This is a genomic window from Streptomyces sp. NBC_00102 (assembly GCF_026343115.1).
Taxonomy (GTDB): Bacteria; Actinomycetota; Actinomycetes; order Streptomycetales; family Streptomycetaceae; genus Streptomyces.
In genome coordinates this window covers 4,637,518-4,654,520 of the sequence record NZ_JAPEMC010000001.1, presented here as the reverse complement: position 1 = coordinate 4,654,520, position 17,003 = coordinate 4,637,518, and the positions used below count along the sequence as shown (strand labels likewise).

Below are 17,003 nucleotides of genomic sequence, written 5' to 3'. Positions count from 1 at the left end.
CGCGGGCGGTTTTGGGGTCGCGGGCGGTTGAGGGCCGGCCGGCGGCCCCATGGGCGGGCCGGACGTCACAGTGCGCCCAGGAGTACGCCGGTCAGCGCGCCCGCGATCATGAAGGGGCCGAACGGGATGCCCGTACGCCGGTTCGCGCGCCGCAGCATCAGCAGCCCGAGGCCGTACACCGCGCCGAAGAGGAACCCGGCGAACCCGCCCGCGACCAGCACGGGCCAGCCGTACCACCCGAGCACCACCCCGAGGGAGAGGGCGAGCTTCACGTCGCCGAAGCCCATCCCGTTCGGGTTGATCAGGTAGAGGACCAGGTAGAAGGCTCCGAGCGCGGCGCCGCCGAGCAGTGACCCGGTCCAGGAGCCGTCGTGCTCCGGCAGCAGGGACACCACGCCCAGGAGGACCGCGGCGGCTCCGGCCAGGGGCAGGGTCAGCTGGTCGGGGAGGCGGTGGACCCGGTGGTCGACGGCGGCGAGGAGCACCGAGACGGGGGTGAGCAGCAGCCAGACGGCCAGCTCGGGGCGGGTACCGGTGGCGGCGGCCAGCAGGGCGCAGGCCAGAGCGGACACGACCGGGAGGAGGACCTGCGGCGCGTACGGGACGGTGGCGGAGACGCCCGTACCGCTCGTCGTACAGACCTGGCAGCGCGCGGCGCCCAGCCAGCCCCGGCTGGGGCCGCTCCCGGGGAACGGGTGCCCGGCGGGGCAGGCGCCCCGCCACTCCTCCTCCGGCTCCACCGAGAACCGGTACGCGGCACGCGGGATCAGCAGCCCGGTGGCGGCGCCCCAGACGGCGGCGAGGGTCACGACGGCGATCTGGATGGCGTCCACGGACCGACCCTAATCGCACCGCGCCATGAGGGTCTTGGGCCCCAGGGCCCACTGTCCGCCCCCGACACGGCGGTGGCCCGGGGTGGCAGGCCGTCAGTGACCCGGGTGGCAGGCCGGGTTGGCTGCCCGGGGGCCGGCACCGGTTGGCAGCCCGGGTTGGCTGTCCGGGTTGGCTGTCCGGTTTAGCAACCCGGGGCCGCCTCTTCGCTCTTCGGCGGTGCGGGGCCCTCCGGTGGGTACTACGGTCGGTTCCCATGGGCAGATGGCGTGATGGCGACGGAACACTGACCGTGGGTACGGGCGACGAAGCGCGGATGGTCCCGCTGCGAGTGGCCGCCTCGTACCGTGCGCGCACCCGGGGGCTGCTCGGGCAGGACGGGATCGAGGGGGCGCTGTTCCTGACGCCCTGTTCGGGCATCCATACCTTCCGAATGCGGTTCACCATCGATGTGGCCTATCTGGACCGGAAGTTGAACGTCCTCGCCGTCCGCACGATGAAGCCGGGGCGGCTCGGTCTGCCCCGGCTTCGCGCTCGCCACGCGGTGGAGTCGGAGGCCGGGGCGATGGCCGCGTGGGGGATCCGGCCGGGGGTCCGGCTGGCGGTGGGGACAGCCGACACCCAGGAGCCCGCGACCGGGTGAACTCCCCTGCGGAGCAGAGGCTTACCGGGAGGCCGTCCGCGTCAGGAAGCGGGCGGGAGCTTCCCGGCCTGCGCGGTGACGAGCGCGGGCGGTATCCCGGGGACCTGAGCGTCGAGGTAGTTGGCCGCGCCGAAGACGACGACGGCACCCTCGCTCCGTACGACGGTGAACACCAGCGGGCTCCGGTGCCCGTACCGGTCGCACACCATCCGGTACGCCAGCGCCTCCTGACCCACGCGCGGGGCGGGCAGAGCGGTGACGGCGGTGTACGCGGCCGGCCCGTCGTCCCCCCGGGTACCGAAGCCGTCCGCGCAGACGTCGAGCGCCTGCCGCACCCGGCCCAGGAGTGACGCGGCGCCTCCGTCCGCATAGGAGGCCAACAGCAGCGTCACCACGGTCTGGTCGTCCCTCCCGGCACGGGAAGCATCGACGGCGGTACGCAACACCGATGCCGTGGGCGCGGGTTGGGGATTCAGGTTGACCAGATCGACGAGTGGGGCGCAGTCGGCATCCTCGGAACGCTCGTCGCCCCGCGCCTCTTCGTACCGCAGGGGCGCGATCGCGTATCCCTTCAACTCGCCGCTCCTCAGCACCATGTCGGACGGGGAGGCCGTGGGCCTCCCCGAGGGAGGCGGCGCGAGCGCGGGAACGGACGGCGTGGCGGCCACGGAGGCCGGAGCGGGGGATGCGGGGGCCGGGTCACCTCTCGTGATCCCCGGCGGCACGCTCGCCCGACCGGCCTCTTCGCCACCGGGCGCACACGCCCCCACCACCAGGCAGAGCGCAAGGGAGACCAGCGCAACCGCCTCTCGCCCGAGCCGACTTCGCATCGCCTACCGTCCGTCCTCCGCCCGGAACATCCGCGCCCCGTCGCCGTCCACGGCGTCCGTCCCGCGTACCTGTCCCGCGCGCCCGTCCCGCGTGCACGAACCACGTGCACGCACCGCGTACCTGTCCCGCGTGTACGTCCACCCTGCACGTTCCATGTTTCACCCGGGGGCACGTCCGGCATCCCGTGGCACGTGGAGGGCAGGCCGGGACGGGCGACGGGCGTCCCGGCGGGGACGGTACGGGGGTCAGGCGGTGTGTCGCAGGCCGGTCCTCGCCCGGTCCAACGCCGGCCCGGGTGGCTCGGCAGTGCACCCGGTGACCGCCAGGACCAGTCGGTAGCGCCCTTCCTCGGCCGCCTTCGCCCGGAGCGAGGGCAGCGACGAGGACAACTCCGCGGCGCTCAAGGACATGATCAGCGCCACGTCGCGGTCCTGCGCACCGTCCTCCTCCGCCGGCAGCCGCTTCGCGCCATGAAAGTACAGCTCCCGCGCGAAGTCCCGTGCGAAGAACGACGGTTCCACCGCTCCACCCGCCACACCCGGTCCGCCGCGGCCGTCCGGGCGGGCGGCGAGCACCAGCGCGGAGTACAACGCGCGGGCACCGGTCCTGGCCAGCACGTCGAGACCGGCGACGGCTCCGGGACCGTGCAGCTCGGGCAGCGTGTGCAGATGCCGGAGCAGGTCGGGTACGGGCGCCGGGGCAGCGGCGGAAGACTGCGGGTGGGGACTCCAGAGCAGGTCCGCGGCGGCCCGGCACGCCTCCAGATCGCCGGTGCGGCCGGCCAGATCCAGGGATCGCAGCAGCACGACGGAGGCACGCTCCGCGCAGGTGGCGGCGAAGGCCCTGGCCTGCGGAAGGCTCCCCAGGAAGACCAGGCTGCGCACGCTCTCCAGCACCTTCACGGTTCAGGAACCGCCTTCCCGTCGGCGCGCGGCCCGGCACCGTGGGGGAAGTGCCGGATCGCAGTCTCGTGATCTACGGCTCCGACGCTAACTCCCCTACCGGTGTGGAGTCTTGGGCCCAAGGGCTCAGCGGGGGCCCACAGATCGCGGCTGCGACAGTCACCACCAACAGGCATTTCGCACTGCTCACTTGGGCCCACGAATGGTGCCGGAGGCCCGTGCCGGAGCACGGCGGGGAGCCCTACCCTCCGAGGGGGGCGACGGACGTACGCGGGGAGAGGGGTGGACCGTGGGCGGTAGCGGCGGGGAGGAAGACCTGAGCGCGGACCGCGAGGACGCCGGCCCCGGACGCATCGGAGCCCGTCAGAGGCCGCGCGCCGGGTGGTTCCTCCCCCTGTTCCGCAGCTGGGCGGCCGGCGCGCTCGTGTTCGTGGCCCTCGGCTTCCTGGCCGACCGGACGGTGGACGCGACACTGGGCACCCCGGAACGTATGGAGAGCTTCGCCTGGCGGCTCGGCCTGCTTCACGTGCCCGGTCTCGCCGTCGCCGCCTTTGCCGTACTGGCCGCGGCCCGGCCGCTCCCCGAGCGCCACCGGGCCTCCCGGCTGCTGTACCCGCTCGGCTGCCTGACCGCCCCGACGGTCGTGCTCGGCCTGGGCTACGGACGCGGGTACGGGGACGGGCACCGGTACGGCGACGCCATGCCCTGGAACCTGGACGCGCTGGGCATCGAGGGCGTCCTGATGCCGGTCGCCACGCTCGCCGCCGGTGCTGTCCTGGGCGTCGTGGTGGACCGGTTGCTGGAGGAGCGCGCCGCGGCGCCGGAGCCCCCGTACACGTATCCGTACGACTGGCGTAGCGGCGGCGGCCGGACGGGCGGCCACGACTGGCGGGCCCGGGGCGAGCGGTAGGGCTGTCGCAGGACGGCTTTTCGGGCGGGCGTCGCCGTCCGAAGCCGCACCCACCGCGATGCGGCGGAGCCCGGGTCGGGCTCCGCCGCATCGGTCGGTCGGTCGGCCGGTCCGCAGGTCGGCCGGTCCGCAGGTCGGCCGGTCCGCAGGTCGGCCGGTGCTTCAGGAAGTCGTACCGCGCGGGAAGGAGACTTCCACGCGCCGGTTCTTCTTCCGGCCTTCTTCGGTGCCGTTGTCCGCGATCGGGTACTGCTCGCCGTACCCGCGGATCTCGAAGGTGACCTCGGCGCCGAACTGCTTCGAGAGCACCGCGTGCACGGCCTCCGCGCGCTGCTTGGAGAGCACGTCGCCGTGAGCCGAGGAGCCGAGGTTGTCGGTGAACCCGAAGACCCGTACCTGGGTGGCGTTCTGTGCCTTGATCTCCGCTGCGATGGCCTCGATCCGGGAGTTCGCCTGCGGGCTCAGCTTCGCGCTGTCCTTGCCGAAGAGCACCTCGGCCTGGAGCGCGAACTTGATGGACTGGTTCGAGTCCTCCCGCCGCTCCTCGCCGCCCAGGTCCTCGACCACCTGGACGATGTCGAGCACCTTGCCGGGGGCGAGCGTGCCGCCCTCGGGCATCTTGAGGTCGGGGTCGTTGGCGTCGAGGGGGACGGGAGCCTCGGAGGTGGCCTCGGTGCCGGGGGGCGTGCTGGGACCGTCGTCGGCGTAGGAGGTGGTACCGAGAAACGCCGTGGTACCTACGAGCATCAGCCCCACGACCATGGTGGCTCCGGCGTGGCTCCGGCGCCGCTGCCGCTGCGTGGTGGTCATGTCGCCGCTCACCCAGAGATCTTCAGAGAGGTGGTGGCGAACGTGGGCAGGGTGAAGTCCACTTCGTTGCTCGTGTCGGGCGGCGCGGGGAACTGCATGAAGACGGACGCGGATCCCCCCGGCGACAGGGGCGCGATCGCGGTGGTGCACAGGCATCGCGCGTCGGTGTCCCGCAGGACGTAGTAACGCTTCTTGCCCGTCTTGTCCACCAGGGTCGCCCCTGCGACCGAGTTGGGGTTCTTGGCGACGATCGCGGGTTCCTGACCGCCCCATCCGGCGGTATTGCGCGTCTCGCTGCCGGTGTTCTTGATCTCGGCCTGCACGGTGACGAAGCCGCCCGCGTCCCGCTTCACCTCATGGACGACCAGAGTGAGGCCGTCCTCTCCCTGGGCCTCGGCAAGCTTCACATTCGGGTCGACCGGGTCCCCAGCGGCCGTGTCCGGCTGCTGCTGCCCCTTGTCCTCAGCAGCCGGGCTGGCGGATGCCGAGGGTGTGCCGGCAGCTCCGCTGCCGGAACCGTCGCTGTCCCCGCCACAACCGGTGAGCGCGAGGGCGACCGCCGCGGACATCGCGACAGTCATCATCACCCTCTGGGGTCTCGTGGTGCGCCGAATGCTCATGGGCCGATCCCTCTACTCGTCGTTCGCTGTCATTTGTCGACCAAGTGCACGTCGAAGAGAATCTTGCTCACGCTGGACCACGGCGGAGGGCTGCTTGGCCGGATTTCGGCCATCCTTCCGCCGTCACAGGTGAAGAAGTAGATGTCCTTTACCCCGTCGTCGTTCAGGTCGACGGATTTCCAGTCGCAGCGGAACTCGACGATGGCAGTCGCTTCCGCCGTGGCCCGCGTCTTGTCGGACCCCGGGATCACCGACGAGTCAACCGTGTCACGTCCCTCCACCTCCGTGGTGATCGTGTCACGGTGACCGCCCTCTTCCGGGATGCAACTCCTGAGGTCGGCGTCGTTGTCGGAGGCGAATCCCTGGGCAGCGCCGCACGCGGCGTAGAAGGGGGACGCCTGAAGGAACACGTCGATCGAGTCGGTCCAGAGGGCGGCGATGAAGGGGGCCTCGAACTGCTCACGTGCGGTCTGCGCCGCCGCCAGCGCGGACGCGTCCGCCGCCCCTTGAGCACCGTTGCGGAGGGCCGAGGCCTTGCCGACAGCAAAGAAGGCCAACGCGAGGAAGAGCAGGCCCGCCACCATCATGACGTAGATGGGGAAGGCCTGCCCTCGGTCCAGCCGCAGCCGTGCGGTCACTTGGTCGTGATGGACGTGACCAGGCCCTTGATGCGCTCCGAGATCGCGCCACCGATCCCGGTCGCCACGATCGCGCCGATGATCGCCACGACCACCAGGATGATGCCGAGGTACTCGAAGGCCGTCTGTCCCCGGTCCCGCGCCGCGTAGCGCTTCTGGATCGCGGAGACCGCGGTATTGGCCCAGCCGTTGACACGGACGGCAGTCTTCAGGGTGATGTTCGACATGGTGGTCCCCTCCTGGTCCGGCCGACCGATTGTCGGCCGACTCGAGCGTTCCCGTGGTGCCGCTTCCGGTACCGGCTTCCTCCTGGCCGGGGCCTTGCGCGGCATGGAGAACATACGACGGCGAGACCTCCTCACCGGAGGGCCCCAGGACCCAATCCCGGGCCCAAACCCCATTCCGGCCGGTGTTGTTGCGTTCGCGTCGCCCATGCGCCCCTTCGGCTCCCCGAGCCTCGATCACCCTGCCGCCCATGGCTACCGATCCCCCTGAGGACCCGGGACCACCGAAGGTGCTGTACCCAGCCAGCGGGCTATGGCCTCGCTGCGGGTACTGCTGTGCAGCTTCGTGAAGATGCGGTTGATGTGGTTCTTCACGGTCTTCTCGCTGATGAAGCACGTGGCAGCGATTTGCTGATTGCTCATTCCGCTCGCGATCAGCTCCATGATCTCCACCTCCCGCGAACTCAAGGCGAAACGCTGACGGTTCACCGGTCCCGTCGAACTACCGCCTACGGCCGACTGTCCCACATTCGGTTGCAGTTGCGAAACCCCTTCCGGTGACAACTCCTGCCTCCGCCGGACCTCGGGAAGGTCGGGCTCGGACCCGGCGGGCACGGCGCGAGAACCGCCGCGGGACGAGATCCCCGAGGCAAGGGCTGTACCCAGCCCTTCGGGAAGTTCGCCCGCGTGCCCGGGAGTCCCCCGACGCACGTGGGCAAGTAACGCGTCGGTCGCCGTAGCGGTGAAGTGGGCCCGGCCGTCCTTCGTGTCACGGACGGCCTGTACGAGCAGGTCGGCACTGAACTCGCCGTGCACCAGGTACCCGCTCGCACCCAGACGGAGCGCCTCCTGAACGATCTCGCTCTCCCGGCTGTACGTCAGCATCAGGACCGGAGAGATCGGCACCAGGTGCGGCAGAGCGGATATGCCGTCCACGCCCGGCATCCGCACGTCCAACAGGACTACGTCCGGGCGGTGGAGCAGTGCCGCGTCGTACGCCTGTCGTCCGTCCGTCGCCTCAGCCACCACCTCGATGTCGGACCGGCCCGAGAAGAGGGCTTTGAGGCCGGCCCGGACGACCGGATTGTCGTCGGCCACCACGACCTTCAGAAGGGCGGGCGAGGTGGTGGGAAGCGGGGGAAACGGGGAGGGCGGGGTCTCGGGTGTCGGGAACCGCTCTCCGACCGGGGCTGCCTGGGCGCTGCGGACCTGACCGGCTGCCTCGAGGTGATCCGATCCGCGGCTGGGGCCCGACGGTCCCGTCACCCGGTGTACGTTCTCCGGCATTCTGCGACCTCCTCTCAGAAGTTCTCGCGTGTGGGGGTGGAGGGTGCGGACGGGAAGGGCTTCGGCTTCGGCCGTTCCTGCCCGGGAAGGGTCTCCGCGGAACCGAGAGCAGCCAGCGGCAGGTCGAGGCGCACTTCGGTGCCCTGCGCGGACTCACCCTGACCAATGCGGATCAGCGCACCGATGGAAGCCGCGCGCTCCACCATGCCGACGAGGCCGAAGTGCCCCGCTCTCCGCAAGGTTTCGAGGGACGTGCCCTCCGGCAGCCCGCGCCCGTCGTCGCATACGCTCACGCGCAACACGTCCCCCTGCACGCCCGCGAGGACGACGAGGCGGGTCGGATCGGCGTGTCTGCCGGCGTTCTCCAAAGCCTCGGAGGCGACGGTGAGAATCTGCCGGGCCACCGCATGGGGAACCGGTGGCACCGGCAGGTCGGTCAAGGGCCGGAATACGGCAACCACAGGATGCCGGTCGGTGAAGTCCATAGTCCGTGCGCGCAGTTCGGCCATCACGTCGACTCCTCCGTCCATCCCCGATTCGCGCCGAAGATCGGTGAGGAGTTCGCGGGACTCCGCTGCCGCCCGGCGCGCCGAGCGGGCGACAAGCTCGGCCTGGCTCCGGACGGTGACCGGGTCCATCCGGTTGGCCGAACCGGCGAGCCCTTCCGCCGCCATGGCGAGACCGTGCAGGGTCTTCGCCACGGAGTCGTGCATCTCCCGCGCCAGACGCATGCGTTCGCCCTCCACCGCCTCGTTGACCGCGAGTCTCGCCCGGGTCTCGGTGAGTGCCTGACTGGCCGTACCGAACCGAAGCAGCAGGTTGCGCAGGGTGACGCCGACAGCACCGGCGATGACGCAGAAGCCCGGCAGCAACAGGACGTTTCCGTCCTCGCCGCGCAGACTGGGGACAGTGTTGTAAACGCCGAGGACGATGACGATCTGAAGCGCCGCGAAGACGGCAGCCCCCCGCCAGCCGTAGACGAGACCGGCCAGCAGCGGGGTACAGACGGTGACGTAGGCGAGGGTCGACTCCGGTGTGGCCGTGACCAACAGCAGAGCCCCCAGGAACACGTCGATACCGAGAATCCAGCGGTGCCGCAGCAACTGTGGACCAAACCGCTCCCAGTCGCGGAAGAGGACGTACGACCCCATGAAGGTGATGAGGATCGCCCCGCCGATCAGCCACGTGGCGACACCCGGTGCGGTGTGAGCGATGGCAAAGGGAGTAGCGATGGCAATCATCGCCAGCCTGAAGCCGAAGACCTGCCTGCACATGGCCTGCAGCGCGTTGACCTGGATGGCCAGTGTGGGGAGCACCTGCAGGCCGACGGAGGAATGGGCTAGTTCCTCGATCAGCGCGTGCCATCGCCCCCCTCGTCCCACGGACGTCGCTCCCCCTTCCCGCGCCCGGCCATCGGCCCTCATCTCATCCGCCCGTCACGAATCCGAAGTCCACGTTGGCGCCGTAGATGAACCCAACCGTGAGCAGGACGAGCGTCCCCGGCAGGAGGAACGTCGTCACCGCGAACGTCGCCTTGGGAACCGCCCGGGCGGCCTTCCGCCGGGCGTTCTGCGCGTCGGTACGACGCATGTCGTTGGCGATCTGAATCAAGGTGTCGACGATCGGAGCACCCAGTTCCTCTCCCTGTTGGAGGGCGGTGACGAACATGGCGACCTGCTCGGAATCGTTGCGTTTACGCAGTTCGTCGAAGGCCTGGCGCCTGCTGACTCCCATGTCCATCTGCCGAAGGGTGATGCGGAGTTCGTCGGCCCACGGGCCCTCGTACTTCTCCGCCACCCGGCCCAGTGCCTGCCGGAACCCGAGGCCCGCCGAGACGACGACGGCCAACACGTCGAGGAAGTCCGGGAGAGTCCGTTCGATGTGATCGCGACGGACGCGGACCGCCGACCAGATGCCCGCCTCGACCCAGAACAGGCCGAAGCCGACCATCAGCAGAGCGAAGAAGACCTGGCCGCGCAGCAGCATGGCGAACGCACCCAGCATGCCGAGTGCGCCGTAGACCGCGCGCCGTGCCGCATAGCGGTCGATGGTGAGGCCGCCGGGGTTGCCCGCCATGTCGATCTGCCGGCGCTTCTTGTTGACTGCCTTCGCGCCCATCATCCGCAGCACGGCGGGCGCCCAGCGCATGCCGAGGCGGTCGATGCCGGACCCGACGGCGGACGTGCGGGTTGCACCTACTTCGAGGGCAATGGCGAGGTCGGTGGGGAGCTTGGCCTCGGCACGGTACATCCGGTAGCCGTAGATGATGCCGTAGACGGCGATCGCCATGCCCACGGCGAGCAGCAGGTCCATATCCGTTCCTCCCTCAGACGTCGATGCGGGACATACGACGGATCACGACGAATCCGATCGTGTACAGGGCGATGGAGACCACCACGGCGGCCTGGCCGAGGAAGGCTCCGGTCATACGGTCGAGGGCGCCGGGCATCACCGCGTTCATCAGCAGCATCGCTCCGAGCCCGAAGACGGGGACCGCGTAGGCGGTGACGGTGACCTGGGAGAGCTGGGTCTTGACCTCGCGCCGGGTTTCCTTGCGCTCCTCCAGCGTCTCGGTGAGGTTGCGCAGGGAGCTGACGACCGTACCGCCCGCCCGGTTGGAGAGCACCAAGGTCGATACCAGGACGGCCAGTTCACGGGAGGGCAGTCGGTCGGTGAGTTCGCTCAGCGCGTCGTCCAGCGACTCGCCGACTGCCAGCCGCCGGGCGACGCGGGCCAGTTCCTCTCCGGCGGGGTTCTCCAGCTCCTCCGCCGCCATGGCAAGTGAGGTGCGCAGCGCGAGACCCGCCTGCGTCGCGTTGGCGAGAACCCGCGAGAGCTCCGGGAGTTGATTGATGAACCGTTCGATCCGCTTGGTGCGCTGCCAGTTGAGGAAGGCGTTCGTCGCCCACAGCCCGATCAACGCCGCCACCGGGCCGAAGAAGGAGGCCAGCATCGACGACGCCACTGCCCAGAGAATGGCCATCGCCGCGATGGCGTACACGAGAAACTCGCCCGGGGTGATCTCCAGGCCCGTCGCTCCGAGCTTGAGTTCGAGCCGCCGGCCGAATCTGGTGCCGCGCAGCCGCCGGTCGATCCCGGCAAACCGCCTGTTGCTCTTCGCGGCGTGTCCGGCGTAGGACAACCGGTCCACGAGCGCGTCGCGGTCCGCCTTGCCGCCGGTGTAGGCGTACAGGCCCCACACGCCGAGGACGCCGCAGAGGAGTGTCACGCCGACCGTGATCAGAGGGAGATTGTTCATGGCGGGGGTACCTACATGGCCTCTCGGGTGGCGAGTTGATCGGAGTGCACCGCGACGCCGAAGGCCTGCGGGATGGGCTGGCCGGCCATGTAGAGGCGGTCGGCGATCCGGCGGGGCAGCGGGAGGTACTGGAACTGGCCGTAGATCCTGCCGTCCGCGGCCATCGGCTGGGCGTTGAAGCGGGCGACGCTCACGATGCGGTACGGCTCGCGGCCGTGCGAGTCCAGGGCGACGATCTCGGTGATCTTGCGGGTGCCGTCGGCGTGCCGGGTGAGCTGGACGATGATGTCGACGGCGCTGTTGATCTGGTCGTGCAGCGCCTCGAACGGGATCTTGATCTCGGACATCGAGGCGAGGGTCTGGAGGCGCATCAGGGCGTCCTCGGCGTTGTTGGCGTGGACGGTGGCGAGCGAGCCGTCGTGGCCGGTGGACATGGCCTGGAGCATGTCGAGCGATTCGCCGCCTCGGACCTCACCGACGACGATGCGGTCGGGGCGCATACGCAGGGAGTTGCGGACCAGGTCGCGGATGGTGATCTGGCCCTTGCCCTCCACGTTGGCGGGGCGGGACTCCAGCCGGATCACGTGGTTCTGCTGGAGCTGGAGTTCGGCGGAGTCCTCGATGGTGACGATGCGCTCGTTGTTCGGGATCAGCCCGGAGAGCGCGTTGAGCAGGGTGGTCTTCCCGGTGCCGGTGGCGCCGGAGACGATGATGTTGAGCTTCGCCTGGACGAACCCGGCGAGCAGCACCAGCATCTGCTCGTCGAGCGAGCCGAAGCCGATCATCTCGTGAAGGGTGAAGGAGCGGGGGAAGCGGCGGATGGTGAGCGTCGCGCCGGTGAGCGAGAGCGGCGGGATGATCACGTTGACGCGTTCGCCGCTGGGGAGGCGTGCGTCGACCATCGGATTGGACTCGTCCACACGGCGGTTGACGGTGGAGACGATGCGCTCGATGGTCTGCATCAGCTGCTCGTGCGATCCAAAGCGCAGGGGCAGTTGCTCGACCTTGCCGCTGCGCTCGACGAAGACCTGGTCGGGGCCGTTGACCATGATCTCGGTGATGGACGCGTCTTCGAGCAGCGGCTCCAGGATGCCGAGGCCGAGGGCCTCGTCCACGACGCGGCGGATGAGCTGCGAGCGCTCCACCGTCGAGAGGACGGGGCCCTCCCGGCTGATGATGTGGCCGAGTACGCGCTCCAGCCGGACCCGCCGGTCCGCGGCGGCCAGCGAGGACATCTCCGCGAGGTCGATCTCCTCCAGGAGCTTGGCACGGTAGAGGGCGACCATGTGGCCGTCCTCGCGCGCCCCGCCCTTCTCGTCGGGAGCGGTGATGCGTGCCCGCAGGCTCATGTGGCTGACTCTCTCTCTGGCTTTCCGGGCGGTGCTGCGGGCGGACGGGGTACGGGAGGAAGGCGGTGCGGTCAGCCCCTGGGGAAGGTGGCGCTCCGCTCGGCCCAGGACCAGTCGACGCCGGGGACGACGCTCGGGACCTTGATCCGTACGGTGGCGGTGACCTCGTCGGCCCCGCCGGACATGTTGATGCGGAACTCGTCGGAGCCGGTGAGCCAGTCGCTGATGGCGTCGCGGCCGTTCTGCGCGGCGCCCCCGCGCGGGTAGTCCTGGCTGGCGCTGCGGGCCGCGACCCGGGCGGCGGTGCCCGCCTGGTTGGCCGCATACGCCGCGAGGCCCAGCTGGACCGCGAGCATCCCGACCAGGAGCAGCAGCGGCAGGAAGCCGAGGTACTCGATGGCGACCTGACCGCGGTCACGGCGTGCGGAGGGACCGGACGCGGTGGGCGGCGGACTCGTCGTGGTCGTCATCGCTCAGCCCTCCTGCGGCGAGGCCGCGTCGCCGTCGATGTGCACGTCCAGGTCGAAGAGGCCGGGGACCAGGACCGGGACCTTGAGGCGGACCTTCGTCCGGTAGAGGTCGGAGCCGCCGCTGCAGCGGATGACCGCGTTCCCCTCCCAGGCGTCGGGCAGGTTCTCGCGCGCCTTCTGGCGGCAGGCGGAGCCCGAGCCGAACTCCGCCCCGGCGCCGGCCCGCGCGCCCTTGTCGGCGGCGTTCCCGGCGAGGCTGAAGGTGTAACCGACGAGGGCGAGTTCCCAGAGCACGAGCATGATCAGGATGATCATGGGCGTCATGCCCAGGAACTCGATCGCCGTCTGTCCGCGGTCGCGCCGGGGGCCGGTCGCGGCACGGAGCCGGCGCCCGTCCCGCATCCGGCGGGCCGGCCGGCCGTCGGCGCGCCCGCTCCCGTCACGCGTGGGTCCGGCGGGCCGCCCGTCCCGGGATGAGGCGCCGGGGCGCCTCATCCCTATGTCGGTGTCGTGCGTCAGCGTGGTGGTCATCGGTCAACGTGTCCCCTCGGTCCGTCCCCGGCCCTGGTCCGCGCCGCGCCGTCCGCGCGGGCCTCCCACCGAGCCCCCGTCGTTGCGCGCCCTGCCGTTCTTCTTCTCCCCCGGCCGGGGCTTGACGATCCCGATTTCCCCGGCCAGTCCCCAGAGCGCCTGCTTGACGGTGCTCTTGGCGTCGAGTTCGTGCAGCCGTCCGGCGTCGACGACTCCCTGGAGTTCCTTGAAGTTGGCGGGCACGGCCACACCGGCGACGCGGGTACCGGTGATCTTCTGGATCAGCGGCGGCTGGATCTCCGTGCCGCGGGTGTAGCGGTTGACGACGGTGAGGGTCTCCTCGGCCTTGCGGATCTGCAGCCGGTCCCACATCCGTACGATGCGCTTGGCGCCGCGCACCGCGACGACGTCGGGCGTCGTCACGAGCACGGCCACGTCCGCCATCTCGACGGCCGCCGCGTTGGCGCCGTTCATCTGGCTGCCGCCGTCGACGACGACGACCTCGTACCGGGAGCGCAGGGCGCTGACGATCTGGCGGGCCGATCGGTCGCTGACCTCTTCACCACGTTCCCCGTCGCCCGGCGCGAGCAGCAGGGAGAGTCCGGTGGAGTGGGAGAAGACGGCGTCGGTGAGGACCCGGGGCGATATCTCGGAGACCAGGGCGAGGTCGACGATCGACCGGCGGAACTGGACGTCCAGGTAGGAGGCGATGTCGCCGGTCTGCAGGTCCATGTCGACGAGGGCGACGGTGTGCCCGGACGCCTGTGCGGCCAGAGCGAGTTGGACGGCGGCGAGGGTGCAGCCGACGCCGCCCTTGGCGCCGGTGAGGGTGACGACCATGCCGCCGGGGCCGGTGAAGACCTCGTTGCCGGAGACGAGGTGGCGCCGTACGCCGGCCGCCCACTGGGCGGCCGCCTGGATGCGGTTGACCAGTTCCTCGTAGCTGAGCGGCAGGGTGACGATGCCGCGGGCGCCGGAGTCCATGGCGTCGGCGAACAGCGCGGGGCTGGCGTCGGCGGTGATCAGGACGACGCCGACCGCCGGGAAGCGCAGGGAGACTTCCCTGATCAGCTCCAGGGCGGGGACCGGGCCGATGCGCTCGTGGACGAGGACGACCTCCGGCAGTTCGTCGAAGGCCTCGCCGGCCAGCCGGGCGAGGGTGTCGATGAGCTGGGTGGAGTCGCCGACCGGGGTGGCCGGTTCGGCTTCGGGCAGCTGGCTGAGCAGAGTGGTGACGGATCTGGCCGCGTCGACGTCCCCCACGGCCGGAAGGATTCTGATGGTCATCCGTCCTCACTTGTCCTTGTCGAGCTGGTAGGTGCGGTCGCCCGGACGGATCGTTCCGTCGCTGCCGGGGGCGACGAGCGCCAGCCGTACGTGCTCCGCGAAGGACTCGGCGTACGCGATGCGCTGGGTGTCCAGCGTGTTGAGGGCGAAGGTGATCGGTACCGCCTGCGTCATCTGGAAAGAGGTGCCGTCGCGGTCCGGCTCCAGCGCGGTGAGCTTGCCCACGTCGAGCACCTTGGCGTTGGCGACGATGACCTTCGACTGCGCCGGGTCACCTTCCCGTTCGGCGGCGAAGGTGGCGTAGACGTTCACCGTGGCACCCGGGGTGATCTTCCCTGCGACACCGGTCGCAGCGTCGATCATGATGGCGATCTCCTGTTCACCGGCGCGCAGTTCGGGTTTGGCCACCATCATGTCGCTCTGCAGCAGGGAACCTTGGCGGAGCTGGGTGACGGCGATCTTGCCCTGCACCTCGCGCAGGTCGGTCACGGCGTTGGCGGAGAGCCAGCGCTCGGGCATCGAGATCTTCTCGAACTGGCTGCTGTTCAGCGCCGTGTACGGGGCGATGTTCTTCTTGAGCTGGTACGCGCTGACCTCGGGTCCGACCTTCGAGTTGACGTCGCTGATCACGGAGAGCACCCCGGCGAAGGCGCCGAAGGCGCACAGGACCGACAGGAGCAGGAGTATGACGCCACGGCGCTGGCGGGAGTTCATGGACCGGACAACCTCGTTCGGATCGGATGCGTGGGGCGGCGGACAGGGACGGATGCGCGCGGTGCGGTGTGCCCGGGGAGGGCGGGTGGTCCGGGCGGCGGTCGCTACCGTTCACGGGCGAGTACGACCGAGGTGTGGGCGCGGTGCTCGGGCTGGGCGAGGGGGGACGAGCAGAACCCGCAACGGTCTCCGATGAGTTCCATGCCGCACCAGTGGCAATTCTCCCGGCGCACCGAGGCCACCAGCTGGTACAGGACGGAGATGTCCGGAAGGTAGGAGGCGAATTCCACCAGCTTCGAGGTGCCCCACCAGCGGACCGACTCGGCGGGGAGTGCGGCCTCGTGAATGGCCTGGACCTTCCAGTCGGGGGCCAGCCGCTCCTTCACCCATTCCTGCGGTGCCTGCCCCTTGGCGATCAGCAGATGGGTCGCGAAATCCGGTCCGGGCAACGGCTCCATCGCCGGCCGCACTTTGACCAGTCGCGCGTGGGTGCCGGCGAGTGCGGCGAACTGGGTCCCGGGAACCAACGACTTGGCGTGCTCCTTGAGGCTGACCGGAAAGCGGTCCAGCTTGGCCACGGAGTTCAGCAGCGCTCCCGCGTGGATGTAGTGGGCGAGCAGCCGGACGGCGGAGGCGACCACTCCGGGGCTGAAGTCGCAGATGGAGAGTTGGCGCAACTGCCGTACGAGCACGGCCAACCCGAGCGGCGGGAGATCGACCTTGAGGAGGGCGATCCGGTCGCTCTCCAGGACCGAGCGGATGGCGAACAGCCTTCGCTCGTGGGCGACCGGGAGGGAGGACGGGTACACGGCGATCACGTATCCGTGCTGCTCCAGCAGGAGATGGATGTCGCCGACGGCGAGTTCCAGTGCCTGTGCTTCCGGCGCGTGCAGCAGGGCGGCGGTCGGTGTCTGCTGGTCAGTGGGTGGCAGCACCAGGTCAGCGCTGGTTACTGCAATGGCGATCGGCACGCTGTTCCCCGTTCGGCTCCGGCCGGCGTCGCACCGCCGACCGCAATCGCTCCTGTCCGCGGTTCTCCGACAGCACTGTAGTCACGTCCCACCAGGCGGGAAACCGTCTTCAGGAATCAATATGGAGACGGAATCCGGGAGCGCTGCGTCACCACCGGACCCATATCAGGTCAGTACGACGGTAGTTGAATTCGGGACGCCAACGAGGTTTATCCGGCGTTTTCCCAGCCATTCACCAATCCGCCGATCATGGCGGGGTGTTGGGGTTTCACGCATCGCCACCCGTGCCCCTGTACGGCAATTGATGAGTACGAGAACTCATTGACGCCACCCGCTCCCCCGTGCGTCCGCATGATGCCCATCGATGCGACCGTCAACCCTTCTTTGCACACGCCATTTTATCCGGGTGACGGAGTGGTGCGGGATGACACGGCAGTCCGCGCGCCGCCACCGACGGGACGGACCACCCGTCCCACCACCCCGAACAGGGGCGGAGGAGCAGGGGGCACGCCCGCCCGTGAGGTCGCCGCCACGCGGTGACGCTTGTTCGCAACATCGTTGCGGGCGCGCCGCGTTGACGACGGGGCGCGGGTGCACACGGTCGCAAAGGCTCCCGCCGGCGACCTGCCGGCCGGGGTACGGGACGGCTCGTACTCAGCATGCGGACCGACCGGGACAGGACCGTCGGCGCCCCGCTCACACTCTCCCAACATCCGCTAGGACGAG

The 17,003-nt window shown here is 70.0% G+C and carries 19 protein-coding genes; 2 read left to right on the top strand and 17 right to left on the bottom strand.

All coding sequences use genetic code 11. The annotated features are described in order from the left end of the window. Positions 1–65: 65 nt before the first annotated feature. Positions 66–833: an A24 family peptidase gene (locus tag OHA55_RS20900; RefSeq protein WP_266708519.1), complete on the bottom strand. Its 768-nt coding sequence runs from the start codon at positions 831–833 to the stop codon at positions 66–68. A gap of 254 nt (positions 834–1,087) precedes the next feature. Between OHA55_RS20900 and OHA55_RS20895 the strand changes: the two genes are divergently transcribed. Then, on the top strand, positions 1,088–1,474 hold the full coding sequence (locus OHA55_RS20895) for a DUF192 domain-containing protein (protein WP_266708517.1): 387 nt from the start codon (positions 1,088–1,090) through the stop codon (positions 1,472–1,474). Positions 1,475–1,515: 41 nt separating this feature from the next. On the opposite strand, the gene OHA55_RS20890 is transcribed toward OHA55_RS20895, so the two are convergent. Next, on the bottom strand, positions 1,516–2,070 hold the full coding sequence (locus OHA55_RS20890) for a hypothetical protein (RefSeq protein WP_266708515.1): 555 nt from the start codon (positions 2,068–2,070) through the stop codon (positions 1,516–1,518). 480 nt (positions 2,071–2,550) lie between these two features. Then, on the bottom strand, positions 2,551–3,207 hold the full coding sequence (locus tag OHA55_RS20885; RefSeq protein ID WP_266708513.1) for a hypothetical protein: 657 nt from the start codon (positions 3,205–3,207) through the stop codon (positions 2,551–2,553). A 289-nt stretch (positions 3,208–3,496) separates the two neighbouring features. Between OHA55_RS20885 and OHA55_RS20880 the strand changes: the two genes are divergently transcribed. Continuing rightward, positions 3,497–4,117: a hypothetical protein gene (locus OHA55_RS20880; protein WP_266708511.1), complete on the top strand. Its 621-nt coding sequence runs from the start codon at positions 3,497–3,499 to the stop codon at positions 4,115–4,117. 162 nt (positions 4,118–4,279) lie between these two features. On the opposite strand, the gene OHA55_RS20875 is transcribed toward OHA55_RS20880, so the two are convergent. From OHA55_RS20875 to OHA55_RS20810, 14 genes are all read right to left on the bottom strand, one after another. After that, positions 4,280–4,927 carry an OmpA family protein gene (locus OHA55_RS20875; RefSeq protein ID WP_266710859.1) on the bottom strand — a complete coding sequence of 216 codons (648 nt, stop codon included), beginning with the start codon at positions 4,925–4,927 and terminating at the stop codon, positions 4,280–4,282. An 8-nt stretch (positions 4,928–4,935) separates the two neighbouring features. Continuing rightward, positions 4,936–5,547 (bottom strand): hypothetical protein, encoded by a 612-nt coding sequence (locus tag OHA55_RS20870; protein ID WP_266708509.1) that lies wholly within the window; start codon positions 5,545–5,547, stop codon positions 4,936–4,938. Positions 5,548–5,576: 29 nt separating this feature from the next. Beyond that, positions 5,577–6,185, bottom strand: coding sequence for a pilus assembly protein TadG-related protein (locus tag OHA55_RS20865; RefSeq protein WP_266708507.1), 609 nt, complete (start codon positions 6,183–6,185; stop codon positions 5,577–5,579). Continuing rightward, complete coding sequence (locus OHA55_RS20860) at positions 6,182–6,412, bottom strand: hypothetical protein (protein WP_266708505.1); 231 nt, start codon at positions 6,410–6,412, stop codon at positions 6,182–6,184. The genes OHA55_RS20865 and OHA55_RS20860 overlap by 4 nt, the downstream gene beginning before the upstream one ends. Before the next feature lie 252 nt (positions 6,413–6,664). Next, the gene (locus OHA55_RS20855) at positions 6,665–7,696 is read right to left on the bottom strand and encodes a response regulator transcription factor (protein WP_266708503.1); all 1,032 of its coding nucleotides are present in this window, start codon (positions 7,694–7,696) and stop codon (positions 6,665–6,667) included. 14 nt (positions 7,697–7,710) lie between these two features. Continuing rightward, entirely contained in the window at positions 7,711–9,120 is a 1,410-nt protein-coding gene (locus tag OHA55_RS20850) for a sensor histidine kinase (RefSeq protein WP_266708502.1), read from the bottom strand. 1 nt (position 9,121) lies between these two features. Then, positions 9,122–10,009, bottom strand: coding sequence for a DUF5936 domain-containing protein (locus OHA55_RS20845; RefSeq protein WP_266708500.1), 888 nt, complete (start codon positions 10,007–10,009; stop codon positions 9,122–9,124). A gap of 13 nt (positions 10,010–10,022) precedes the next feature. Beyond that, entirely contained in the window at positions 10,023–10,955 is a 933-nt protein-coding gene (locus OHA55_RS20840; protein WP_266708498.1) for a type II secretion system F family protein, read from the bottom strand. 11 nt (positions 10,956–10,966) lie between these two features. Continuing rightward, positions 10,967–12,304, bottom strand: coding sequence for a CpaF family protein (locus OHA55_RS20835; protein ID WP_266708496.1), 1,338 nt, complete (start codon positions 12,302–12,304; stop codon positions 10,967–10,969). 71 nt (positions 12,305–12,375) lie between these two features. After that, positions 12,376–12,774 carry a TadE/TadG family type IV pilus assembly protein gene (locus OHA55_RS20830; RefSeq protein ID WP_266708494.1) on the bottom strand — a complete coding sequence of 133 codons (399 nt, stop codon included), beginning with the start codon at positions 12,772–12,774 and terminating at the stop codon, positions 12,376–12,378. Positions 12,775–12,777: 3 nt separating this feature from the next. Beyond that, positions 12,778–13,305: a TadE family protein gene (locus tag OHA55_RS20825; RefSeq protein WP_266708492.1), complete on the bottom strand. Its 528-nt coding sequence runs from the start codon at positions 13,303–13,305 to the stop codon at positions 12,778–12,780. A 3-nt stretch (positions 13,306–13,308) separates the two neighbouring features. After that, on the bottom strand, positions 13,309–14,592 hold the full coding sequence (locus OHA55_RS20820; protein ID WP_266708490.1) for an AAA family ATPase: 1,284 nt from the start codon (positions 14,590–14,592) through the stop codon (positions 13,309–13,311). Positions 14,593–14,598: 6 nt separating this feature from the next. Further along, positions 14,599–15,306, bottom strand: coding sequence for a Flp pilus assembly protein CpaB (gene cpaB, locus OHA55_RS20815; protein ID WP_266708488.1), 708 nt, complete (start codon positions 15,304–15,306; stop codon positions 14,599–14,601). Between the two features lie 104 nt (positions 15,307–15,410). Beyond that, complete coding sequence (locus OHA55_RS20810; protein ID WP_266708486.1) at positions 15,411–16,277, bottom strand: hypothetical protein; 867 nt, start codon at positions 16,275–16,277, stop codon at positions 15,411–15,413. Between the last annotated feature and the right edge of the window lie 726 nt (positions 16,278–17,003).